Here is a 19,529-nt window from a genome sequence, read left to right on the forward strand (position 1 = left end):
CGTGTCCTCGACAGCCCGTTGTTATCGGAGTAACACTGTAATCATGTAATCACCTCGATCGAGGAGGCAGACATGAACAGCAGACGAGCAGCCGGTTGGCAGCGCGGGCCCCTGCCCGACGCGTCCGATGCGGGCGACTGGTTCGTCGGGAGGCTCCCGGACGGATGGTTCGACGGGCCGCCTCAGGTCACCGTCGACCGCGACGAGGTCGTGGTCGTCGGACGCCTGCCGGACGCGGACCAGAAGGCCGCGCAGGCCGAGGGCCGGGCCGCGCGGTTCCGCGAGGAGACGCGCCACGACCGCATGCGCATCGCCGACGAGGCCCAGGAGCGTTACGGCAGGCGGGTCTCGTGGGGCGTCGAGGCCGGTGGTGAGCGAATGCTGTTCACGCATCAGGCGGTCCCCGTGATGACCAGGCTGAGGCAGCCGGATCGGCTGGTGCTGGACACTCTTGTCGATGCGGGCGTCGCACGCTCGCGTGCCGACGCGCTCGCGTGGTGCGTGCGGCTCGTCGGCGAGCACGCCGACGAGTGGCTCGCGAAGCTGCGTGAGGCGATGACGACGGTAGACGACCTGCGCGCGGAGGGTCCGGGGCTCTAGCCCGGCGAAACGGACCTACGTGCGGCGCCCTCGGACGCGGCGCCGTGCGCAGGGAATACACTTCCCGGCGATTCTTTTCTTCCGAGAGGTGGACCCGTGCATGGAGTCCTGAACGGCGCGGACACCGCGTGGGTACTGGCGGCTGCGGCCATGGTGCTGCTGATGACGCCGGCGCTGGGCTTGTTCTACGGCGGTATGGTGCGCTCGAAGAGCGTGCTCAACATGATGATGATGTGCCTCACGGCTATCCCGATCGTGTGGGTGCTGTGGGTCGTGTCCGGCTACTCGCTGGCGTTCGGGCCCGACGTCGCCGGGCTGTTCGGCAACCCGTTCACGTGGCTGGGGCTGCATGGCCTGTTCTCCGTGCACGGCACGCTGCCGCTGGTCGGCACGGTCCCGGCCATGGCGTTCGTGTTCTTCCAGGCCGGTTTCGCCATGGTCACCGTCGCGCTCATCGCGGGCGCGGTCGCGGACCGTATGCGGTTCACGTCGTGGCTGCTGTTCGCGGGCTTCTGGTGTGTCCTCGTCTACTTCCCGGTGGCGCACTGGGTGTTCGCGGCACCAGGGCTCACGGCGGAACACGGGGGGTGGATCGTCTCGCATCTGAAAGCGATCGACTACGCGGGCGGCACCGCGGTCGAGATCAACTCGGGTGCGGCGGCCCTGATGATGGCGCTGATCCTGGGCAGGCGCCGTGGCTGGCCACGCGATCCGATGCGTCCGCACAACCTGCCGTTCGTCATGCTCGGCGCGGGTCTATTGTGGTTCGGGTGGTTCGGCTTCAACGCGGGTTCGGCCCTAGCGGCTGACGGCAGCGCCGCCGTCGTCGCCGCGAACACCCTCGGGGCGGGGGCGATGTCGATCGTCACCTGGCTGACGGTCGAGCGCGTGCGGCACGGCCGTCCCACTTCGTTCGGCGCCGCGTCGGGTGTCGTCGCCGGGCTTGTCGCGATCACGCCGTCGTGTGCGTCGGTGACGCCGATCGGTGCGCTCGCCATCGGCGCGATCGCCGGCGCGGTGAGCTCGTACGCGATCGAGCTCAAGTACAAGTGGGGCTACGACGACTCTCTCGACGTGGTCGGTGTGCACCTCGTCAGCGGCGTGGTCGGCACCCTGATGATCGGCATCGTCGGCAGCAAGGCGGCGCCGACGGGGGTGGCGGGACTCCTGTACGGCGGTGGCGTGGACCAACTGTGGCGGCAGGCCGTCGCCGTCCTCGCGGTGCTCGGGTACTCGGCTGCGGTCACGGCCGTGATCGCGTTCGCGCTGAAATTCACGCTGGGCCTGCGCGCGCATCCCCAGCACGAGATGGACGGTATCGACGACGCCGAGCACGCCGAGTCGGCGTACGACTTCCACGTGGCTCGGGGCGGGCGCGTCGATCTCGGCCGGTGACACCCGCAGGACGAGAACGTGTTCTACAGTGTGATCTGTGCAGATAGGGATCGTCCACTTCACCAGTGATCGCGGGATCGGGCCCGCTGCGCTCGCCCCGCTCGTCGAGTCCGCAGAGCTCGCGGCCTACTACGTGCCGGAGCACGGCCACATCCCGGTGCGACGCGACGCCGCTCATCCGGGGACCGGTGGGCCCGAACTCCCTGACGACCGCTACATGCGCACGCTCGATCCATGGGCGTCGCTGGCGGCGGCAGCGGCGGTGACCTCCCGCGTCGCGCTCGGCACCGCCGTGGCGCTACCGGTGCAGTCGGACCCCATCACGCTCGCGAAGGCGGTCGCCACCGTCGATCACATATCGGGCGGCCGCGTGACGCTCGGCGTCGGATTCGGCTGGAACACAGACGAACTGGGGGACCACGGTGTGCCGGCGGGGCGCCGGCGGACGATGCTGCGCGAGTATCTGGAGGCGATGCGTGCGCTCTGGACGGACGATGTGGCCGCCTATGATGGCGAGTTAGTTCGGTTCGGGCCCAGTTGGGCGTGGCCGAAGCCGATCGGTCCGCTCCCGACGCTGCTCGGCGCGGGCGGAACGGATAAGAACTTCCGATGGATCGCGCGCAACGCGCGCGGCTGGATCACGACGCCCCGGGATCGCGGCATCGCTGCCGCATGCCTACGACTGCAGCAGCTGTGGGCCGAGGAGGAGCGCGATGGCAGCCCCTATGTCGTCGCCCTCGACGGTGTCCCGGCCCTGGACCGGCTGGCGCGCTGGGACGAGGCGGGGGTCGACCTGGTGCTTTACCCTGCCGTCGACGAGAGTGTGTCGGCTGCAACCGAATACCTCGGTCGTCTCGCGGACGCCGTCCGGCCCTGGGCCGAGGTGCCCTAGGTCAGGAGAGCTCTGCCGGGCCCTCCCCGCCGTCGAGGCGGGCGACCGCGCGCTTCGGGGCGAACTGCCGGAAGCTCGCGTCCGGCAGCTCCGCGACCTCGCCCCAGTCCACATCGGCCACCGTCAGGTCGAGGCCGAGCCAGCCGTACGCGCCCACGTACGCGGGCACGAAGAAGCGCGGGTCCTGCTGCAGCGCAATCGAGTCCGACTCGTCGGGCTTGAACAGGACGCACTCGTCCACACGTCGGGCCGCCGCCGTATCGGTCCGCTTCGTACCGCCGCCGTACATCCCGAATATCTTGCCGCATCGGAAGGTAGGCCTTCCGTGCGCGACCTTCTCGATGGCATCGGGGAATGCAAGCGCAACCGTGCGCAGGCGGACGAGGTACGGATCGTCGTCGCGGTACATGATCGGGTGAGGCACGGTTCGGGGCCTTACGTTCGGTTCAGCGGGCGTCCACGTTGCGCCAGCTTAGTCGGGCTTTCAACTCGGTACCCGCTTTCCGCGCTACGCCCCTGCCTGCACCGAAGGCCGTGGCGGCGAGAGTGGTTCGTCCGCGGCGGGGAGACATGTCGGTGGCCTCGACTAATCTCGTGCGCATGACCGACGAGTATGCGCAGGGCGAGCAGGCGACCGACGATGACCGCCGGGCGTGGGCGGAACTCGCGGACGAGGTGCGCGGGCACCAGTTCCGCTACTACGTCCAGGACGCCCCGATCGTCTCGGACGGCGAGTTCGATGCGCTCCTGCGGCGGCTGGAGGAGATGGAGCGGGCTCTTCCCGAGCTGGCAGCTGCGGACTCACCCACCAAGCTGGTCGGTGGAGGGTTCTCCACCGAGTTCACGGCCGTCGACCACCTCGAGCGGATGATGTCGCTGGACAACGTCTTCGACGAGGGCGAGCTGAGGGACTGGGTCACGCGCGTGGCCAAGGAGGTGGGTTCGGACGTCGAGTTCCTCACCGAGCTCAAGATCGACGGCGTCGCGCTCAACCTGGTGTACGAGGACGGGGTGCTGGTGCGCGGGGCGACGCGGGGCGACGGGCGCACGGGCGAGGACGTGACGCTCAACGCGAAGACGTTGCGGGATGTGCCGCACCGGCTCACCGAGGTCGAGGGTTACCCGATCCCGCGCGTGCTCGAGGTGCGCGGCGAGGTGTTCTTCCGGCTCTCGGATTTCGAGGAGCTCAACGCGGGCCTCGTAGCCGAGGGTAAGCCGCCGTTCGCCAACCCGCGCAACTCTGCGGCTGGCTCCCTGCGGCAGAAGAATCCACAGATCACCGCTCGTCGTCGGCTGGGGATGATCTGCCACGGGTTGGGGCGCATAGACGGGGAGTGGGCGCCGTCGTCGCTGCACGAGGCGTACCTGGCCCTCGGCGAGTGGGGGCTGCCGGTGTCGGCGCACACCAAGAAGGTCACGGGCGCTGACGCGATCGTGGACCGCGTCCTCTATTGGGGCGAGCACCGTCACGATCCGGAGCACGAGATCGACGGACTGGTCGTCAAGGTGGACCGGATCGCGCTCCAGCGGCGCCTCGGCTCCACCTCCCGGGCTCCGCGCTGGGCGATCGCGTACAAGTATCCCCCGGAGGAGGTCACCACCAAGCTCCTGGAGATCCGCGTCAACGTCGGCCGGACCGGGCGCGTGACGCCGTACGCCTACATGGCGCCGGTCACCGTCGCCGGGTCGACCGTCGAGTTCGCGACGCTACACAACGCTTCGGAGGTGGAGCGCAAGGGCGTGCTGATCGGCGACACCATCACCATTCGTAAGGCGGGCGACGTCATCCCCGAGGTGCTCGGCCCGGTCGTCGAGCTGCGCGACGGCAGCGAGCAGGCGTTCGTGATGCCCACGCAGTGCCCGGAGTGCGGCACGGCGCTGGCCCCGTCCAAGGAGGGTGACGCGGACATCCGTTGTCCCAACACCGAGTCCTGCCCCGCGCAGCTGCGTGAGCGCCTCTTCTACCTCGCGAGCCGTGCCGCGTTCGACATCGAGGGACTCGGGTATGAGGCGGCTTCCGCGCTCACCGCGTCGGACGTGCTGCATAACGAGGGCGACGTCTTCTCGCTCACCTCGACCGAGCTCGCGCAGGTGGCGCTGTTCCGCAACGACGACGGGGCCCTGTCCGCCAACGCGCAGCGTCTCCTCGCGAATCTGGAAGTGGCCAAGCGGAAGCCGCTGTGGCGGGTGCTGGTCGCGCTGTCCATCCGGCACGTCGGCCCTACCGCCGCGCGAGCGCTGGCGCGGGAGTTCGGCAGCCTCGATGCGATCGCCACGGCGTCCGCGGAGGATCTCGCGCGTGCCGACGGCGTCGGCGGCACGATCGCCGACGCCGTCATCGAATGGTTCGGCGCAGCGTGGCACCGCGAGATCGTCGACAAATGGCGCGCCGCAGGCGTCTCCCTCGAGGACGAGCGCGACGAGTCGATAGGCCGCACGCTCGAGGGGATGTCGATCGTGGTCACCGGCTCGCTGGTGGGCTACTCGCGCGACGAGGCGAAGGAGGCGATCCTCGCCCGTGGCGGCAAGGCCGCGGGCAGCGTCTCGAAGAAGACCGCGTTCGTCGTTGTCGGCGACGCTCCCGGTTCCAAGGCAGACAAGGCCGAGCAGCTCGGCGTGCCGGTCCTCGACGAGGACGGTTTCACGAAGCTGCTCGCCGAGGGCCCCGAATCCGTGCTGCCGGACGGCGATGACGGGTGACCGGCTCCGATGCCCTCGCCGAGCTGCGATCGCGCGCGGCGGAACTCGACGCAGCCGATCCGCTCGCCTGGTGTCGAGCCGAGTTCGCCGGTGGCGTGCGCGCGTACCTCGACGGCAACTCCCTCGGGCGGCCTGTTCGTGCGGCCGGGCCGGCCCTCGCCGACCTCGTGGACGGATCGTGGGGCACCCGCCTGATCCGGAGTTGGGACGAGCAGTGGTTCGAGATGCCGCTGGTGCTCGGCGACCGGCTGGGAGCGTCGGTGCTCGGTGCCGCCCCCGGGCAGACCGTGGTAGCCGACTCGACGACCGTCATGCTCTACAAGCTTCTGCGGGCCGCGGTGGGTGCGGCCCCGCGTGGGCGGGACGTCGTGGTCGCCGACCGGGAGAACTTCCCCACGGATCGTTACGTCGTGGACGGCGTCGCCGCCGAGGCAGGCCTGACGGTGCGGTGGATCGACCCCGACCCCGCCGCGGGGGTGACCGCCGACGATGTCGCTGCAGCGCTGGGGCCGGACGTCGCGGTCGTGCTACTGAGCCACGTGTCCTACAAGTCGGGTTTCGTCGCGGACCTGGCGGCTGTCACGGAACTCGCGCACAGTCATGGGGCGCTAGTCCTCTGGGATCTGTGCCACTCGGCGGGCGTGCTCGACGTGCAACTCGACGCCGCCGGGGTCGATCTGGCCGTGGGTTGCACCTACAAGTTCCTGTGCGGTGGTCCGGGCGCACCCGCCTTCGGCTACGTGGCCCGGCGGTTGCAGGGCGCGATAGTGCAGCCGATTCCGGGGTGGATGGGGCACGCCGATCCGTTCGCGATGGGACTGCATTACACGCCTGCGGCCGGCATGCGCCGCTTCATCTCCGGGACGCCTCCCATCCTGGGGATGGTGCCGCTCGCCGAGGCGATCGGTTTGATCGAGCGCGTGGGGATCGTCCCGATCCGCGACAAGTCGATTCTGCTGGGCCGCTTCGTGATCGACGCCGCCGACCGGCTGCTCGCAGGTCGCGGAGTCCGGGTCGTCTCGCCGCGGGACGACGAGCGTCGCGGTGGGCACGTGACACTCGCGCACCCGGGCTTCCGGGAGGTCGTCGCACGCCTCTGGGAGCTCGATGTCGTGCCGGACTTCCGCAATCCCGACGGCATCCGGCTGGGGTTGGCCCCGCTCTCGACATCGTTCGCCGAAGCTCTCGACGCCGTCGCGACCATCGCAGAGGTGTTGCCGTGAGGACCACCGGACAGTAGAGCTTGATATTGTCAAGTTTACATGTGATCCTCAAGCTGTATATCGGCAGCCGGAGGAGTGAGACATGGGGCAGGCACGGGTGTCCGTCCCGTCGGTGGCGGGCTCGAAGAAGCTGGCGGTCCTGGCGGCTGTCTATGTCGCCGTCTTGGTCATCAACCTCGACGTCACCATCGTCAACGTCGCGCTACCGAGTATCGCGACCGAGTTGGACGCGAACACCCGTGGGCTGCAGTGGATCGCGGACGGCTACAACCTGGCGTTCGCGGCGCTGGTCCTCGCCTTCGGCAGCCTGTCCGACCGGTATGGACGTCGGCCCGCGCTGATCGTCGGGCTCCTCGGTTTCGCGGCCGCGAGCGTGGCCGGCGCGATGGCGCATGGCACGGGCGAGCTGATCGCGGCGCGCTTCGCGATGGGTGCTTTCGCGGCGCTCGTGTTCCCGACGACGCTGTCGATCATCACCAACGCGTTCCCGGATCGGGCGCAGCGAGCCGCCGCGCTCGGCGGGTGGGGCGCGGTCGTGGGGCTCGGCGTCGCAGCGGGTCCGGTGACCGGCGGCCTGCTGCTGAACCACTTCTACTGGGCGAGCGTGTTCTGGGCCCTGGCTCCGGTCGCCGTGGTCGCCGCTGCCGCGGCGTACCTCGTGGTCCCGGAATCGCGCGAAGACGGCGTCCCGGCTCTCGACATCCCCGGGCTTGCGCTCTCGATCGCGCTTCTGGGCGCGCTGGTCTACACCGTCATCGAGGCGCCGGGCCGCGGCTGGTCGAGCCCCGAGAGCCTGCTCGGTTTCGCGACATGCGTCGTGGTGGCGGCCGTATTCGTCGCCGTCGAGCGGAGGGCGGCGAACCCCATGCTCGATGTCGCACTGTTCGCCGATAGACGGTTCAGCGCGGCGAGCGGTGCCGTTGCCGTCACCTTCTTCGCGCTGTCCGGATTCATCTTCCTCGTCACCCAGTACTTCCAGGTCCTGCGCGAGTTCAGCCCGCTGTCGACCGGCGCGCGCATCCTGCCGGTTGCCGGCGCGATCGCTGCGGCATCGATGATCGGCGGTCTGCTCGCGCCGCGGGTCGGCACGCGCGCTGTGGTGGTGGCCGGCCTGACGTCCTTCGGTATCGCGATGGCCTGGATCGCCGGCGCCCTCGGCGCCGCCACGCCTTACTGGGGTGTCATCGTCCCGCAGATGCTGCTGATGGGGACCGGGATCGGGCTCGTCTCCACCCCGGCGACGGAGTCGATCATGCTCGTCCTGCCAGCAGCGCGGGCCGGTGTCGGGTCAGCGGTCAACGATGCCACCCGCGAACTCGGGTCGACTCTGGGAGTCGCGGTCATCGGCTCGGTCTTCGCCTCGATCTTCGGAGATCGCCTGTCGGGCAGCGCGTTCGCCGGCACCCCGCATGCCGGACCGGCGGCGGAGTCACCCACGCTCGCATTCACGGTCGCCGGTCGGGACGCGTCCCTCGTCGTCGCCGCCCAGGACGCGTTCCTCGGTGGACTGTCGGCCGCATGTGTCGTGGTGGCCGTGCTCTGCTTCGCGGCGGCCGTCGTCGGACTCGCGGCACTGCCCGGGCGCTCTGCGCCGGCAACGTCCCGCAGCCGTCCGTCCTGAGCGTGGCCCTACGCGCGGCCGCGGGCGGTGCAGACGGCCGCGGGAGGCGCGAACCGCGGCGGTGGCGCGGTCGTCAGCTCAGGACGGTCGCGACGATCCCTGCGAGGTAGCCGAGCCGGGCGACCTCGGACGGCCGGAAGTCGGGTCCGCCGGGCCGCCCGACGATGACGGCCTTGCCGATCGCGCCGAGCGGTGCACCGGCGAGCGTCGTGTCCATATCGCGCCATGGCGCCGGGACCCAGTCCGCGTCACCGTCGAGGGCGAGTGGGCCGGGCAGCGGCAGGAATTCGAGCGATGCAGGCGGCGTCTCGGGCAGTCCGGACGAGCCGAACAGCGGCCACTTCGCCCCCGTCGTGTTCGCTACGACCGCGCACCAGCCGACGCGGAGTGTGCGCGGGACCTGGTCGACGAGCATCTGCAACTGATCGCGGCCGGCGGTCGCGACGTGGTCGATGAGCTCGAGCTCGCGATGCGTGTCGAGCATGTCGGCGTACGGGCGGATCGACTGGACGCGGACGCCGTCGAGGGCCTCCGCAGCCGTGATGAGCGTGTCCGGGAGGGAGCGTTCCCCGAGGTCTACGACGAGGTCGTCGACCACGAAGTCCTGGCCGCGCTCGACGACGTCCAGCGAGAGTATGTCGGCGCCCACGGAGCCGAGGGCGACGGCGAGGGACCCCAGGCTGCCGGGGCGATCCGTCAGGCGGACACGGAGCAGGTATGACACGCGGTCGATTGTCGCATCCGGTCTCGGGTGCAGCCCGACGGAGACCATCCACGCGAGGTCACGCGGGTTGTCGTCCTGCTCCGCTCAGCCGCTCGCCGTGTCGTATGCCACCCGCGCAGCATCCACCTCGGGCATGTTGGCCTCCGCCCATACCTTGAGTTGCAACACCACCTCACGCAGCGACCAGCCCAGGTCGGTCAGGGAGTATGTGACCGTGACCGGCACCGTCGGCTCGACCTCGCGGTGTATGAGGCCGTCGCGTTCGAGCGTCCGCAGGGTCTGGGTGAGCATCTTCTGGCTCACCCCGGCCACTATGCGCGCGATCTCGGAGTATCGCTTCGGCCCGTTCGCAAGTGCGGCGATGACCAACGTCACCCACTTGTTGGACAGCTGATCGAGCAGGGCACGGCTCGGGCACTGCCGCAGGTAGGCGTTGTACTCGCGCTTCTGCTCGTCGCGGATCTCGGCTGCGGTCGCTGTCGCCATCGTGCCTCCCGGTGTGTTACGCACTTTTGAGTGCCTACTTCCCAATGGAGAGTAGCGCCACGATGCTGGTGCGACAACATCGATCGCAAGGGAGGCTGCACATGAAGACAGTGGTGATGACCGAGGACGTCCCAGAGTTCCTCGACCGCCCGATCCCCGAAGCCGGGGCAGGCGAGCTGGTGGTCCGCGTAGCGGCGGCTGCCGTGAACCCCATCGACGTGCAGACCGCGGACGGACTGCCACGCCGGATCGGCTGGACCGCGCCGGACGCCGTGCTCGAGCTCGGCTGGGACTTCGCGGGCGAGGTCGTCGCAACCGCACCGGATACGTCGATCGCCGCGGGTACGACGGTGGCCGGGCTCGTCCCGGGGACCGAGCGCGGCTCGTTCGCCGAGTACGTCGCAGTCCCCGAAGCGGCGGTCGCCCCGGTACCCAAGGGCCTGGACGTCGTCGCGGCGGGCAGTGTGCCGTTGAACACACTCACCGCCGCGCAGGCGGTCGACCTGCTCGGGGAACCGGACGGCGAGCTCCTCGTGACCGGCGCGGCCGGCGCCGTCGGGCTCTATGCCGTGACCCTCGCCGCGCGTGCCGGCTGGCGGGTCGCGGCCTACGCCCGGCCCTCGGACAGAGAGGTGGTGCTCGCCGCGGGCGCGGCGTCGGCCCCGGGCGGGGTCGGGGACGGTTACGCCGCCGTTCTGGACGCCGCTGCGCTCGGTGACCCGGCTGTGGCGGCGGTGGCCGACGGCGGCGTCTATGTGGGTGTGCTCCCCTCGGCGACGCCCACGTCGGACCGTGTGCGGGTCGCGGCGGTCTCCGTGGTGCCCGACGGTGCGCGTACCCGCGAGCTGCTCGGCCTCGTCGCCGACGGCGTGCTTGCGGCCCGCGTGCGGTCGACGGTGCCGCTCGAGCGGTTCGCGGACGCGCTCGAAGAGGCGGGACGCCCTGGCGGCCGCGGCCGCGTAGTGCTGACCACCTAGGCGCCCACGGCTGGGCCGCCCACTGCATCGCATCCGTCGCTACCTCGTCCCATAGACTGGCAGTCATGTCTGCCATCTCCCGGGACGAGGTCGCGCACCTGGCGCGACTCTCGCGCCTCGCCGTCACCGAAGAGGAGCTGGACACCTTTGCGGGCCAGCTCGATTCGATCCTCGAGCACGTGAAGGTGGTGACCGAGCTCGGTGACGCCGACGTCGAGCCGCTCACACTGCCCGTCGGCAACGTCAACGCAGGGCGCCCCGACGTTCCGGCCGGCGGCCTCACTCCGCAGCAGGCGCTGTCCGGCGCGCCCGCCGTCGAGGGGGATCGCTTCGCCGTGCCGCGCATCCTGGGCGAGGAGTGAACGTGACCGATCTGCGTACCCCCGCCGGGCTCACGGCCCTCAGCGCATCCGATCTGGCCGCCAAGATCGCGTCCCGCGAGGTCTCCTCCGAGGAGGTCACACAGGCGCACCTCGACCGGATCGGTGAGGTGGACGGCGACCTGAACGCCTATCTGCACGTCTCATCCGAGGCCGCACTGAAGGCTGCGCGTGCCGCCGACGCCGCGATCGCGAGCGGCGACACACCGTCGCCGCTCGCCGGTGTCCCGCTCGCGCTCAAGGACGTCTTCGCGACGACTGATGCACCCACCACGTGCGGGTCGAGGATTCTCGAGGGATGGAAGCCGCCGTACGACGCGACCGTGACGGCCAAGCTGCGCGCCGCCGGCATTCCCATCCTGGGGAAGACCAATATGGACGAGTTCGCCATGGGCAGCTCGACGGAGAACTCCGCCTACGGTCCGACCCGCAACCCGTGGGACACCTCCCGCACGCCGGGAGGTTCGGGTGGCGGTTCGTCGGCGGCGCTCGCCGCGTACACCGCACCACTCGCGATCGGCACGGACACGGGCGGATCCATCAGGCAGCCGGCATCGTTGACCGCCACCGTCGGTGTCCGCCCCACGTATGGCGCGGTCAGCCGCTACGGCCTGGTGGCGTGTGCGTCGTCCCTCGACCAGGGCGGACCGTGCGCCCGTACCGTGCTCGACACGGCGCTGCTGCACACCGTCATCGCTGGGCACGACCCCAAGGATTCGACCTCGCTGGACGCGGCCCCGCCGGACGTGGTCGCCGCCGCGCTCGCGGGCGCGACCGGCGACCTGGCCGGCGTCCGGGTCGGCCTGGTCAAGGAGTTCGCCGAGGGGCAGGGCGTCTCCGCGGGCGTGCAGGCGTCGTTCGACGCCGCCGTCGCGCAGCTGCGCGAGCTGGGCGCGGAGGTCGTCCCGGTGAGCCTGCCGACCATTGCGTACTCCCTCGCGGCGTACTACCTCATCCTGCCTTCCGAGGTCTCCTCCAATCTGGCGCGCTTCGACGCCATGCGCTACGGCCTGCGGGTCGGTGACGACGGCACGCACTCCGCCGAGGAGGTCATGGCGCTCACGCGCGAGGCGGGGTTCGGCCCGGAGGTCAAGCGCCGCATCATGATCGGCACGTATGCGCTGAGCTCCGGCTACTACGACGCCTACTACGGGAGTGCGCAGAAGGTACGGACCCTGCTTTCGCGAGACTTCGCCGCCGCGTACGAGAAGGTGGACGTCATCGTCTCGCCGACCACGCCCACCACGGCATTCGTCCTGGGGGAGAAGGTGGACGATCCGCTGGCGATGTATCTGTTCGATCTGTTCACGCTACCCACCAACCTCGCCGGGCACTGCGGCATGTCGGTCCCGTCGGGCCTGTCCGCCGACGACGGTCTGCCCGTCGGTCTGCAGATCCTGGCGCCCGCGCAGGCGGACGACAGACTCTACCGGGTCGGCGCCGCCTACGAGGCCGCGCGCGGTCCCGTCGCGTAAGCCGGCCTGGGACAGGCGCCCCGCGAGCGCTCGCCGCCGCGACTCAGGGTGCGGGCTGCAGATGTGTCGTGATGCCCAGCATGTTCCAGGTGTTGATGGCACCGACGGCGACGATCAGGTCGGTACGCCTGGTCTCGCCCAGCAGGCGACCCGCCTCGTCCCACAGGTCGGCCGGGATCTCGTCGACACCGCCCGTCAGTCGCTCGGCGAAATCCAGCGCGACGCGCTGGGTCTCGTCGAAGAACGGGGTCTCGCGCCACGCGGCGACGCCGTTGATCGTGCGGACTGGGACACCCTGCTTACCCAGGTCGGTGGAATGCATGTCGACACAGAAGGCGCAGCCGTTGATCTGCGAAGCTCGCAGCTTGACGAGGTCGTAGAGCACGGCGCCCAGGGATTCCCCGAGGCGCGTGTCCAGTTCGACGAGCGCGCGGTAGGTGTCGGGTGAGGACGTGAATCCGGAAGTGCGGGCCATGACTTCTCCTTGGTTACTCGCGTATCAGAATTGCTGAACAGGGTTGGTCCACAACGGCCGTATCGCAGCGTCAGGCGCGCTGGAAGTAGTGGCGCGCGCCGTCGGCTACGCGTGTCGGCGTTGCCGCGACGAGGTCGGCGATCGAGGTCTCCGCGAGTTCCCGCCGCCAGGCGAGTTCGGCCGAGCGCATCGCGTGGGCGATGCCACATGGTTGCGCGAAGTCCCTCGGCGGGTTACCCGAATTCATTCCCTGCTGCCGGATCTCGGTGCAGGAGAACGCATCCTCGGGGCCTTCGATCGCCGCGACCACGTCCATGAGCGTGACTGATGCGGCGGGCCGGGCGAGGCGGACGCCGCCGTATCTTCCCGGAACCGACTCGGTGATCCCAGCGCGGGTGAGTGCCTGCAGTTGCTTGCCCAGATACGCGGCGGGCAGGTCGTATGCCTCGGCCAGCCTGCCGGCGGGGACCGGGGTGAGCTCTCCCTGATTCAGCCAGTCCAGCAGAACGCATACGTGGGCCGCCCATTCGACCCCCTCGCTCATCCGCATGCCGAGCCCTCCTCATTAACCCGGATAGACGATATCCCGGTTAGAGGGTAGGTGCAACAGGTGCCACGAGGGCTGAACCCTGGCGCTCGTCGTAGCGATGACCGACACCGACCGGCTGCGCGGTCGCCCCGAGCAGGTCGACAGTCGTCTGCAGGAACGACAGGCCCGGCACCCATGCCGGTCGGGGGAGAGGCGCGCCGCCGAGTCCGCGGCTGACATCGGCGTGCGCAGGCGTCCACGCTAGCGCCGGCTTCCAGATCGCCACGGGGTCGGAGTCGTTGGCCTGTAGCAGAGTTCGTCGCTCCGGGTGGGACCCGGAGGACGCTGGAAGACCGGACACCAAGACCCGCGCAATCGACAGCCCGACGACGCGCGCCCGCTCAGCAGCCGCCAGCGCACCGACGGCGCCGAGGCTCTGGCCGAACAGGTAGACCGGCGGGTGGCCGGGCGGGAGGCGACGAGCGAGGGCTTCCACCAACGCATCCGAGGTCGCGGTCGCTGCATCTCGATGCAGTAGGAAGGCCTGCCAGCTGGGCATCGCCGCGTATTGCACCGCGACGACGGCGACGTCGCCACCGAGCACCGACTCCGTCCCGGTCACCGCATGCGCATCGACCCAGCCCGAACCGGTCGGCACCGCGATCACGACGGCGCGCCGGGTAAGGCCGCCCGCGGCGATGAGATGCGTGACCGCGAGGTCCGCTCTGGCCTGCGGCGTGGCGCCCGCATCCAGCGGGATATACACTCGCACACCGGGTTCGGCCGAGGAGATGGCCGCGAACCGGGAGCCCGGAGAGGTGGGAGTGGTGGTATCGGCCCGCGCCGCGGACGATACCGCGCCCGCCGGCCACGCCACGACCGCGGTCGCCAGTGCCACGACGACGACGCGGTGGCGGAGATCGCGGCCCCACAGCGACATCGGCGGATGCGAACTCCTGCGGCGCTGTGCGATCTCGGTCAGACGGGACGCGGTCAGGCGGGCGCCGATGGGGATCACCGCTGCGCAGAACCACACGCCGAGACCGTCGAGCACCGATACGTGCGCTAGGCCGGCGACCGCGCGCAAGCTGTCCTGCCACCCGGTCCACCCGGCGGCGGCCGCGGTCACGGCGACCGTAGAAAGGGCGAAAGCCGTTGTGCGCATCTGTATCCCCGTACGTCGCCACACGTGGCGAACCGATCCGACCGTGGCGGCTCCGATCCCACCGAGGATCAGGATCAGCACGCACTGAATCCATACCGGACGTGGCAGCATGCCCGGGTAGAGAGCGGCCAGCGCGCCTGCTGCGTAGCCGAGGCTCGTACCCGCGCGGGGGAGCGGGCTCGCGCCCTCTCGGCGCTCGCTCACCATCTCCCGCCTCCCGTGAGCCAGCTCGCGACAAGTCCCGCAGCGGATTCCGGCCGAGGCGCGGCGTCGCGCTGACGCCAGGAGTTCACACGCACGGCTGCCACGGCGACGGCGGCGGCCCGTCGGCAGGTGGCGTGCTCACCGTCGGGCATGGAAGCGCATGCCGCGCGAGCACGCCGAGCGAAGGCGTCGTCGACCGCTCGGCGCGCCCACGCGCCCAGCGGGTGCCCCCTCGCGTCCGCATACCGCAGTAGGTCGTAGCCGAGATCATGTGCGCGGCAGGGATCGTCGAGAGCTGCGGGAATGAGGGCGATCGTGCCGAACGGAGCCGAGCACCCGCCGTCGGCACGAAGCACGAATCGGCGTGCGACCGGGGTGTACCCCTCCTTTGCGGCGAAATCCGCTGGTAACGCCGCAAGCTGCGACGCGGCCGGCACCCCGGTGGCGGACACGGCGCGGACAGCTGCCGCGGCACCCGGATCCTCGGCCACTACGCCGCGTATCGAATCGGCGGCGGCCGGTGTCGCGGTGGCGAGGCCTGCTGCCAGGACGGCGGCTGCTGTGAGAGGCAGTGTCTTTCGCATGCCTCGAACGCTATGAACACGGCTACCACGGGCGGATCCATCGTGGGAGCGAACCGGGGGCCCGTAGCCCGCCCCCACGGGGTGCGGCGGCTCACCCGGAGGTATCTCCCTCGAAAGTATGAGGACGCACCGCGGCGCGGCGGCATACGGTTCTTGCCATGAAGATGGTCCACCTCGCCAAGGACGCGCACCGCGTCGGGCGCTACCTCGAGGCTCGCGCCGACGCGCCGGGCAGCGCGCTGCACCAGACCCTGCTGGGTGCATATCTTGCGCGGAAGTCCAACTGGCTCTTCCTCGTCGCCGCCCTGATCCTCTTCGCGGTGGCGTGGCCGACCCTGCCGTTCCAGCTACAGGTCTCCGCGGCGCTGCTCCCGATCGTGAGCGGGCTGTCGGTGTTGCCCGTGGCGCTGGCGTGGCAGGAGCCACGCATCGGCTGGGGCGTCTCGGCAGCCACGGCGGCCGTGGTGTCCGTCGTATTCGACCCCATGCCCGACTGGCACTGGCACCTGCAGGTGCCGCACATCATCGTGCTGCTGGTGCTGACCTTCTTCATGTACGTCCGCAGGCCGGTGGCCGAGGCGCTGGGTGCGTGGGCCGCGACGTGCATGCTGTTCTATTGGTGCGCCGAGCCGGGAACGGGCGGGGGCTGGGTCGCCGGGCTCTCGGCGATGCTCGTGGTGAGTATGCTGCTGCGTCTGGTCCTCGCGTCCCGCTCGCGGCTCGCCGAGCAGGAGGAGGTGACCGATCTCGAGCGTGCCCGCCGCGCAGTCCTCGAGGAGCGCACCCGGATAGCCCGAGACCTGCACGACATCGTCGCGCACCGGATGTCGCTGGTCGTGGTCCAGGCGCAGACCGCGCGCTACCGCGTGCCCGGGCTCGCGCCCGCAGCTCTGGCCGAGTTCGACGGCATCGCTACGTCGGCCCGCGAAGCGCTGGGCGAGGTACGCAGCCTGCTAGGGGTCCTGCGGCTCGAGGACCAGCGGGCCGAGCACGCCCCCGCTCCCGGGCTGGAGGCGATCGACGACATGATCGAGGGCACCCGAGCGGCCGGGATCTCCGTCGACTATCTCCCCGTGCCGGGCGGCGCCCACGTCGCCGAGGCCACGGCGCTCGCTGCATACCGCATCGTCCAGGAGTCGATCGCGAATGCGACGCGGCACGCACAGGGCTCGGCGATCACTGTCGCGCTCACCACCGACGGTGACCAGCTCAACGTCCGTATCGAGAACGGTCCCGCCGTCTCGACCGCCGACCTCGGAGGCCCCGGGCTCGGGCATGGGATCCCCGGAATGGTGGAGCGAGCGCACGCGGCCGGCGGATCGCTCGTCGCCACGCCCCGGCCCGACGGCGGATTCGCAGTGCGTGCCGTGCTCCCGGTCGCGGGTCCGGCCCACTAGGGTCGACCGCGTGGCCATCACCGTGTTCATCGCAGACGACCAGGCGATGGTGCGCCAGGGTTTCGGGGCGCTGCTCGCCGCGCAGACCGACATCTCCGTCATCGGTGATGCCCCGGACGGGAAGATCGCCGTCGGAGAGGTCGCGCGCCTGCGGCCCGATGTGGTGCTCATGGACGTGCGCATGCCGGTTATGAACGGCCTCGAGGCGGCGGCGACGATTCTGCAGCGTCACCCCGAGACCCGGGTCCTGATGCTCACCACGTTCGACATCGACGACTACGTGTACGAGGCGCTGCGTATCGGCGCGTCGGGGTTCATGCTGAAGGACGCGCCGGCCGAGGAACTGGTCCGGGCCGTCCGCGTGGTCCACGAGGGGCAGGCCCTGCTCGCGCCGTCGGTGACCAAGCGCCTGATCACCGAGGTAACCGCCGCGCGATCGCGTCGACGTACCCCGCCACCCGAGCTCGACTCGCTCACCCCGCGCGAGCGGGAGGTGCTCGAGGCCGTTGCGGCCGGGCGGTCCAACCTCGAGATCGCGGAGCAGCTGTTCGTGTCCGAACAGACGGTGAAGACACACGTGAGCAAGGTCCTCGCCAAGCTGGGCCTGCGCGATCGCGCGCAGGCCGTGGTCTACGCGTACGAGACGGGCGTCGTGCGCCCGAGCTGACCAGCGATGACGCGTGTTCGCGATGACACGGTGAGCGCGGCCCGGGAAGATGGTCTCTCATGAGCTCGAGAATCGGAGTCCTCACCGGCGGCGGCGACTGTCCGGGGCTGAACGCCGTCATCCGCGCCGTGGTGCGCACATCCGCGTCGCGCTACGGGTCGTCGGTCGTCGGCTTCCAGGACGGGTGGCGCGGGCTGCTGGAGAACCGCCGGATCCAGCTCGACGACGACGAGCGCAACGATCGCCTGCTCACCAAGGGTGGGACGATGCTGGGCACCGCCCGCACCCACCCGGACAGGCTGCGCGCGGGCCTCGACCAGATCAAGGAGACCCTCGACGAGAACGGGATCGATGTGCTCATCCCCATCGGCGGGGAGGGCACGCTCACCGCGGCGTCGTGGCTCGCGGAGGAGGGCGTTCCGGTGGTGGGGGTCCCGAAGACCATCGACAACGACATCGACCGCACCGACGTGACTTTCGGCTTCGACACTGCGCTGACGATCGCGACGGACGCGATCGACCGGCTGCACTCGACGGCGGAGTCCCATCAGCGCGTGATGCTGGTCGAGGTTATGGGTCGGCATGCGGGCTGGATCGCGTTGAACTCCGGTCTCGCTGCCGGCGCGCACATGATCCTCATACCCGAGGTGCCGTTCGACGTCGAGGAGGTGTGCCGGCGCATCAAGCGCCGCTTCCAGCGCGGACACTCGAGCTTCATCGTGGTCGTCGCCGAGGGGGCCAAGCCGGCCGAGGGCTCGATGGAGCTGCGCGTGGGTGGCGTCGACGAATTCGGACACGAGCGCTTCACGGGGGTCGCGCATCAGCTCGGCGTCGAGATCGAGAAGCGCATCAACAAGGAGGTGCGGACGACGGTGCTGGGCCACGTCCAGCGCGGGGGCACCCCGACCGCGTTCGATCGGGTCCTGGCGACCCGTTTCGGCGTCAACGCCGCCGACGCCGCACATGCGGGGCACCACGGCGTGATGGTGTCGCTGCAGGGCCAGAACATCGGCCTCGTGCCGCTGGGCGAAGCGGTCAGCCAGCTCAAGCGGGTGCCCAGGGAACGCTACGACGACGCTGCGGCGTTCTTCGGCTGATCCGTCCCGCGGTCGGTGTTCGGAGGCGTGAACTCGGCGGCGTGGTCGGCGGCCCACTGCGCGAACGTTCCCGCGGGGTGACCTGTCAACCGTTCCAGGTGGTCGGTGACCAGATCCGAGTCGGGCCTGTGCGTCGAGGCGGTGATCAGGGCCTGTACCAGAGGTTCCGGACGGCCGTCCGCGAGCATCCGTTGCTTCGTCGCGTTCGCCGTCGACGGGTGGAATCTCAGTGGGCGCCCAAGCGCGGCGCCGAGACGATGGACTTGTTCTGCGCGGGTGATGAGCTCGGGGCCGGTCAGCAGATGTGGTCCGCGATCGAGACGGTCCGGCGGCGCGAGCAACACGGCCTCGGCAGCGTCTGCGACGTCCCGTTCGTCGACGACGGCCGTCCGCGCGATGTCCGGGCCGTACACGTCGTCTCCGTCGCGCAGCTGCGCCGACCACCCGCGAGCGTTGGCCGCCAGGGTGTCGCTGCGCAGCACGACGGGACGCAGACCGGCCTGGCTCAGCATCGCCTCCATGTCGGCGTGCGTCTGGACGATCGGATCGCTCTGCCTGGCGGCGTTGTCATCGATCGCGGTCGAGGAGACGTAGACCACCCGACGGTCCGCTCCGGAGAGCACTTTCACGACCTCGCGCGCAGGCGCCGGATCGAGCAGCGGCCATACCAGGAACACGGCATCCACCCCGGCTAGGGCCCTGCTCATGTCCACCGGATCCGTCAGATCGCCGACCGTCCATTCGACTCCTGGCCGTCGTTCGGGCTGTGCCCGGCTCAGGCCGCGAACGGGGACGCCGCGTCGCACGAGCCGGTGGACCACCTCCTGTCCGAGGGTTCCTGTCGCTCCGGTGACGAGGATCGACGGCCGGGAGGGGACTTCGGTCTCGATGGGGTCGGGCATAACCGCGAGACTAGAGATTAAGGTCGACGTGAAGGC

General features: G+C 70.1%; 20 protein-coding genes. 12 read left to right on the forward strand and 8 right to left on the reverse strand.

Features of this window, described 5'->3' with window-relative positions; genetic code table 11:
• Positions 1-72 precede the first annotated feature (72 nt).
• The 3 genes from P0W64_RS04715 to P0W64_RS04725 all read left to right on the forward strand — a co-directional run bounded on the left by P0W64_RS04715 (position 73) and on the right by P0W64_RS04725 (position 2,887).
• Positions 73-600, forward strand: a complete 528-nt coding sequence (locus P0W64_RS04715; RefSeq protein WP_275478910.1) for a hypothetical protein — start codon at positions 73-75, stop codon at positions 598-600.
• A gap of 96 nt (positions 601-696) precedes the next feature.
• Complete coding sequence (locus P0W64_RS04720) at positions 697-1,995, forward strand: ammonium transporter (protein WP_275478911.1); 1,299 nt, start codon at positions 697-699, stop codon at positions 1,993-1,995.
• Between the two features lie 37 nt (positions 1,996-2,032).
• Positions 2,033-2,887: a TIGR03619 family F420-dependent LLM class oxidoreductase gene (locus P0W64_RS04725; protein WP_275478912.1), complete on the forward strand. Its 855-nt coding sequence runs from the start codon at positions 2,033-2,035 to the stop codon at positions 2,885-2,887.
• A 1-nt stretch (position 2,888) separates the two neighbouring features.
• On the opposite strand, the gene P0W64_RS04730 is transcribed toward P0W64_RS04725, so the two are convergent.
• The gene (locus P0W64_RS04730) at positions 2,889-3,311 is read right to left on the reverse strand and encodes an MmcQ/YjbR family DNA-binding protein (protein WP_275478913.1); all 423 of its coding nucleotides are present in this window, start codon (positions 3,309-3,311) and stop codon (positions 2,889-2,891) included.
• 176 nt (positions 3,312-3,487) lie between these two features.
• Between P0W64_RS04730 and ligA the strand changes: the two genes are divergently transcribed.
• The 3 genes from ligA (at position 3,488) to P0W64_RS04745 (ending at position 8,431) form a co-directional block, all read left to right on the forward strand.
• Positions 3,488-5,587, forward strand: a complete 2,100-nt coding sequence (ligA, locus tag P0W64_RS04735) for an NAD-dependent DNA ligase LigA (RefSeq protein WP_275478914.1) — start codon at positions 3,488-3,490, stop codon at positions 5,585-5,587.
• Positions 5,584-6,810 carry an aminotransferase class V-fold PLP-dependent enzyme gene (locus P0W64_RS04740; RefSeq protein ID WP_275478915.1) on the forward strand — a complete coding sequence of 409 codons (1,227 nt, stop codon included), beginning with the start codon at positions 5,584-5,586 and terminating at the stop codon, positions 6,808-6,810. The genes ligA and P0W64_RS04740 overlap by 4 nt, the downstream gene beginning before the upstream one ends.
• Positions 6,811-6,892: 82 nt before the next feature.
• Positions 6,893-8,431, forward strand: coding sequence for an MFS transporter (locus P0W64_RS04745; RefSeq protein WP_275478916.1), 1,539 nt, complete (start codon positions 6,893-6,895; stop codon positions 8,429-8,431).
• Between the two features lie 73 nt (positions 8,432-8,504).
• Here the strand turns inward: P0W64_RS04745 and P0W64_RS04750 are convergent, their stop codons facing one another.
• Both P0W64_RS04750 and P0W64_RS04755 read right to left on the reverse strand, forming a co-directional pair.
• Positions 8,505-9,155, reverse strand: a complete 651-nt coding sequence (locus P0W64_RS04750; protein ID WP_275478917.1) for an amino acid-binding protein — start codon at positions 9,153-9,155, stop codon at positions 8,505-8,507.
• Positions 9,156-9,239: 84 nt separating this feature from the next.
• Positions 9,240-9,641, reverse strand: coding sequence for a helix-turn-helix domain-containing protein (locus P0W64_RS04755; RefSeq protein ID WP_275478918.1), 402 nt, complete (start codon positions 9,639-9,641; stop codon positions 9,240-9,242).
• A 101-nt stretch (positions 9,642-9,742) separates the two neighbouring features.
• Between P0W64_RS04755 and P0W64_RS04760 the strand changes: the two genes are divergently transcribed.
• The 3 genes from P0W64_RS04760 (at position 9,743) to gatA (ending at position 12,473) form a co-directional block, all read left to right on the forward strand.
• A complete protein-coding gene (locus P0W64_RS04760) occupies positions 9,743-10,618 on the forward strand; it encodes a zinc-binding dehydrogenase (protein ID WP_275478919.1) in 876 nt (291 codons plus the stop codon).
• A 65-nt stretch (positions 10,619-10,683) separates the two neighbouring features.
• On the forward strand, positions 10,684-10,980 hold the full coding sequence (gatC, locus tag P0W64_RS04765) for an Asp-tRNA(Asn)/Glu-tRNA(Gln) amidotransferase subunit GatC (RefSeq protein ID WP_275478920.1): 297 nt from the start codon (positions 10,684-10,686) through the stop codon (positions 10,978-10,980).
• A gap of 2 nt (positions 10,981-10,982) precedes the next feature.
• Positions 10,983-12,473, forward strand: coding sequence for an Asp-tRNA(Asn)/Glu-tRNA(Gln) amidotransferase subunit GatA (gene gatA / locus P0W64_RS04770; RefSeq protein ID WP_275478921.1), 1,491 nt, complete (start codon positions 10,983-10,985; stop codon positions 12,471-12,473).
• Between the two features lie 43 nt (positions 12,474-12,516).
• Here gatA and P0W64_RS04775 read toward each other — a convergent pair whose 3' ends face one another.
• The 4 genes from P0W64_RS04775 to P0W64_RS04790 all read right to left on the reverse strand — a co-directional run bounded on the left by P0W64_RS04775 (position 12,517) and on the right by P0W64_RS04790 (position 15,430).
• Positions 12,517-12,948 (reverse strand): carboxymuconolactone decarboxylase family protein, encoded by a 432-nt coding sequence (locus P0W64_RS04775; RefSeq protein ID WP_275478922.1) that lies wholly within the window; start codon positions 12,946-12,948, stop codon positions 12,517-12,519.
• A gap of 70 nt (positions 12,949-13,018) precedes the next feature.
• Positions 13,019-13,498 carry an Rrf2 family transcriptional regulator gene (locus tag P0W64_RS04780; protein WP_275478923.1) on the reverse strand — a complete coding sequence of 160 codons (480 nt, stop codon included), beginning with the start codon at positions 13,496-13,498 and terminating at the stop codon, positions 13,019-13,021.
• A gap of 40 nt (positions 13,499-13,538) precedes the next feature.
• The gene (locus P0W64_RS04785) at positions 13,539-14,846 is read right to left on the reverse strand and encodes an alpha/beta-hydrolase family protein (protein WP_275478924.1); all 1,308 of its coding nucleotides are present in this window, start codon (positions 14,844-14,846) and stop codon (positions 13,539-13,541) included.
• Positions 14,843-15,430 carry a hypothetical protein gene (locus tag P0W64_RS04790; RefSeq protein WP_275478925.1) on the reverse strand — a complete coding sequence of 196 codons (588 nt, stop codon included), beginning with the start codon at positions 15,428-15,430 and terminating at the stop codon, positions 14,843-14,845. Before P0W64_RS04790 ends, P0W64_RS04785 begins: the two co-directional genes overlap by 4 nt.
• 158 nt (positions 15,431-15,588) lie before the next feature.
• On the opposite strand from P0W64_RS04790, the gene P0W64_RS04795 reads away from it, so the two are divergent.
• From P0W64_RS04795 to P0W64_RS04805, 3 genes are read left to right on the forward strand one after another with little or no spacing between them, the layout of a single operon-like run.
• The gene (locus P0W64_RS04795; RefSeq protein ID WP_275478926.1) at positions 15,589-16,827 is read left to right on the forward strand and encodes a histidine kinase; all 1,239 of its coding nucleotides are present in this window, start codon (positions 15,589-15,591) and stop codon (positions 16,825-16,827) included.
• Between the two features lie 10 nt (positions 16,828-16,837).
• Positions 16,838-17,494: a response regulator transcription factor gene (locus tag P0W64_RS04800; RefSeq protein ID WP_275478927.1), complete on the forward strand. Its 657-nt coding sequence runs from the start codon at positions 16,838-16,840 to the stop codon at positions 17,492-17,494.
• A gap of 59 nt (positions 17,495-17,553) precedes the next feature.
• Positions 17,554-18,591, forward strand: coding sequence for an ATP-dependent 6-phosphofructokinase (locus P0W64_RS04805; RefSeq protein WP_275478928.1), 1,038 nt, complete (start codon positions 17,554-17,556; stop codon positions 18,589-18,591).
• Here the strand turns inward: P0W64_RS04805 and P0W64_RS04810 are convergent.
• Positions 18,561-19,493 carry an NAD(P)H-binding protein gene (locus tag P0W64_RS04810; protein ID WP_275478929.1) on the reverse strand — a complete coding sequence of 311 codons (933 nt, stop codon included), beginning with the start codon at positions 19,491-19,493 and terminating at the stop codon, positions 18,561-18,563. The two genes, P0W64_RS04805 and P0W64_RS04810, sit on opposite strands and share 31 nt — an antisense overlap.
• Positions 19,494-19,529: the final 36 nt, after the last annotated feature.

Source organism: Tsukamurella sp. 8F (assembly GCF_029167375.1).
In the GTDB taxonomy this organism is placed as follows: domain Bacteria; phylum Actinomycetota; class Actinomycetes; order Mycobacteriales; family Mycobacteriaceae; genus Tsukamurella.

Bases quoted from the DNA above. Each gene is read 5' to 3' on its own strand.
- P0W64_RS04715 (WP_275478910.1), top strand. From the start codon at position 73: ATGAACAGCAGACGAGCAGCCGGTTGGCAGCGCGGGCCCCTGCCCGAC.
- ligA (WP_275478914.1), top strand. From the start codon at position 3,488: ATGACCGACGAGTATGCGCAGGGCGAGCAGGCGACCGACGATGACCGC.
- P0W64_RS04745 (WP_275478916.1), top strand. From the start codon at position 6,893: ATGGGGCAGGCACGGGTGTCCGTCCCGTCGGTGGCGGGCTCGAAGAAG.
- P0W64_RS04755 (WP_275478918.1), bottom strand. From the start codon at position 9,641: ATGGCGACAGCGACCGCAGCCGAGATCCGCGACGAGCAGAAGCGCGAG.
- P0W64_RS04760 (WP_275478919.1), top strand. From the start codon at position 9,743: ATGAAGACAGTGGTGATGACCGAGGACGTCCCAGAGTTCCTCGACCGC.
- gatC (WP_275478920.1), top strand. From the start codon at position 10,684: ATGTCTGCCATCTCCCGGGACGAGGTCGCGCACCTGGCGCGACTCTCG.
- P0W64_RS04775 (WP_275478922.1), bottom strand. From the start codon at position 12,948: ATGGCCCGCACTTCCGGATTCACGTCCTCACCCGACACCTACCGCGCG.
- P0W64_RS04780 (WP_275478923.1), bottom strand. From the start codon at position 13,498: ATGCGGATGAGCGAGGGGGTCGAATGGGCGGCCCACGTATGCGTTCTG.
- P0W64_RS04790 (WP_275478925.1), bottom strand. From the start codon at position 15,430: ATGCGAAAGACACTGCCTCTCACAGCAGCCGCCGTCCTGGCAGCAGGC.
- P0W64_RS04795 (WP_275478926.1), top strand. From the start codon at position 15,589: ATGAAGATGGTCCACCTCGCCAAGGACGCGCACCGCGTCGGGCGCTAC.
- P0W64_RS04805 (WP_275478928.1), top strand. From the start codon at position 17,554: ATGAGCTCGAGAATCGGAGTCCTCACCGGCGGCGGCGACTGTCCGGGG.
- P0W64_RS04810 (WP_275478929.1), bottom strand. From the start codon at position 19,493: ATGCCCGACCCCATCGAGACCGAAGTCCCCTCCCGGCCGTCGATCCTC.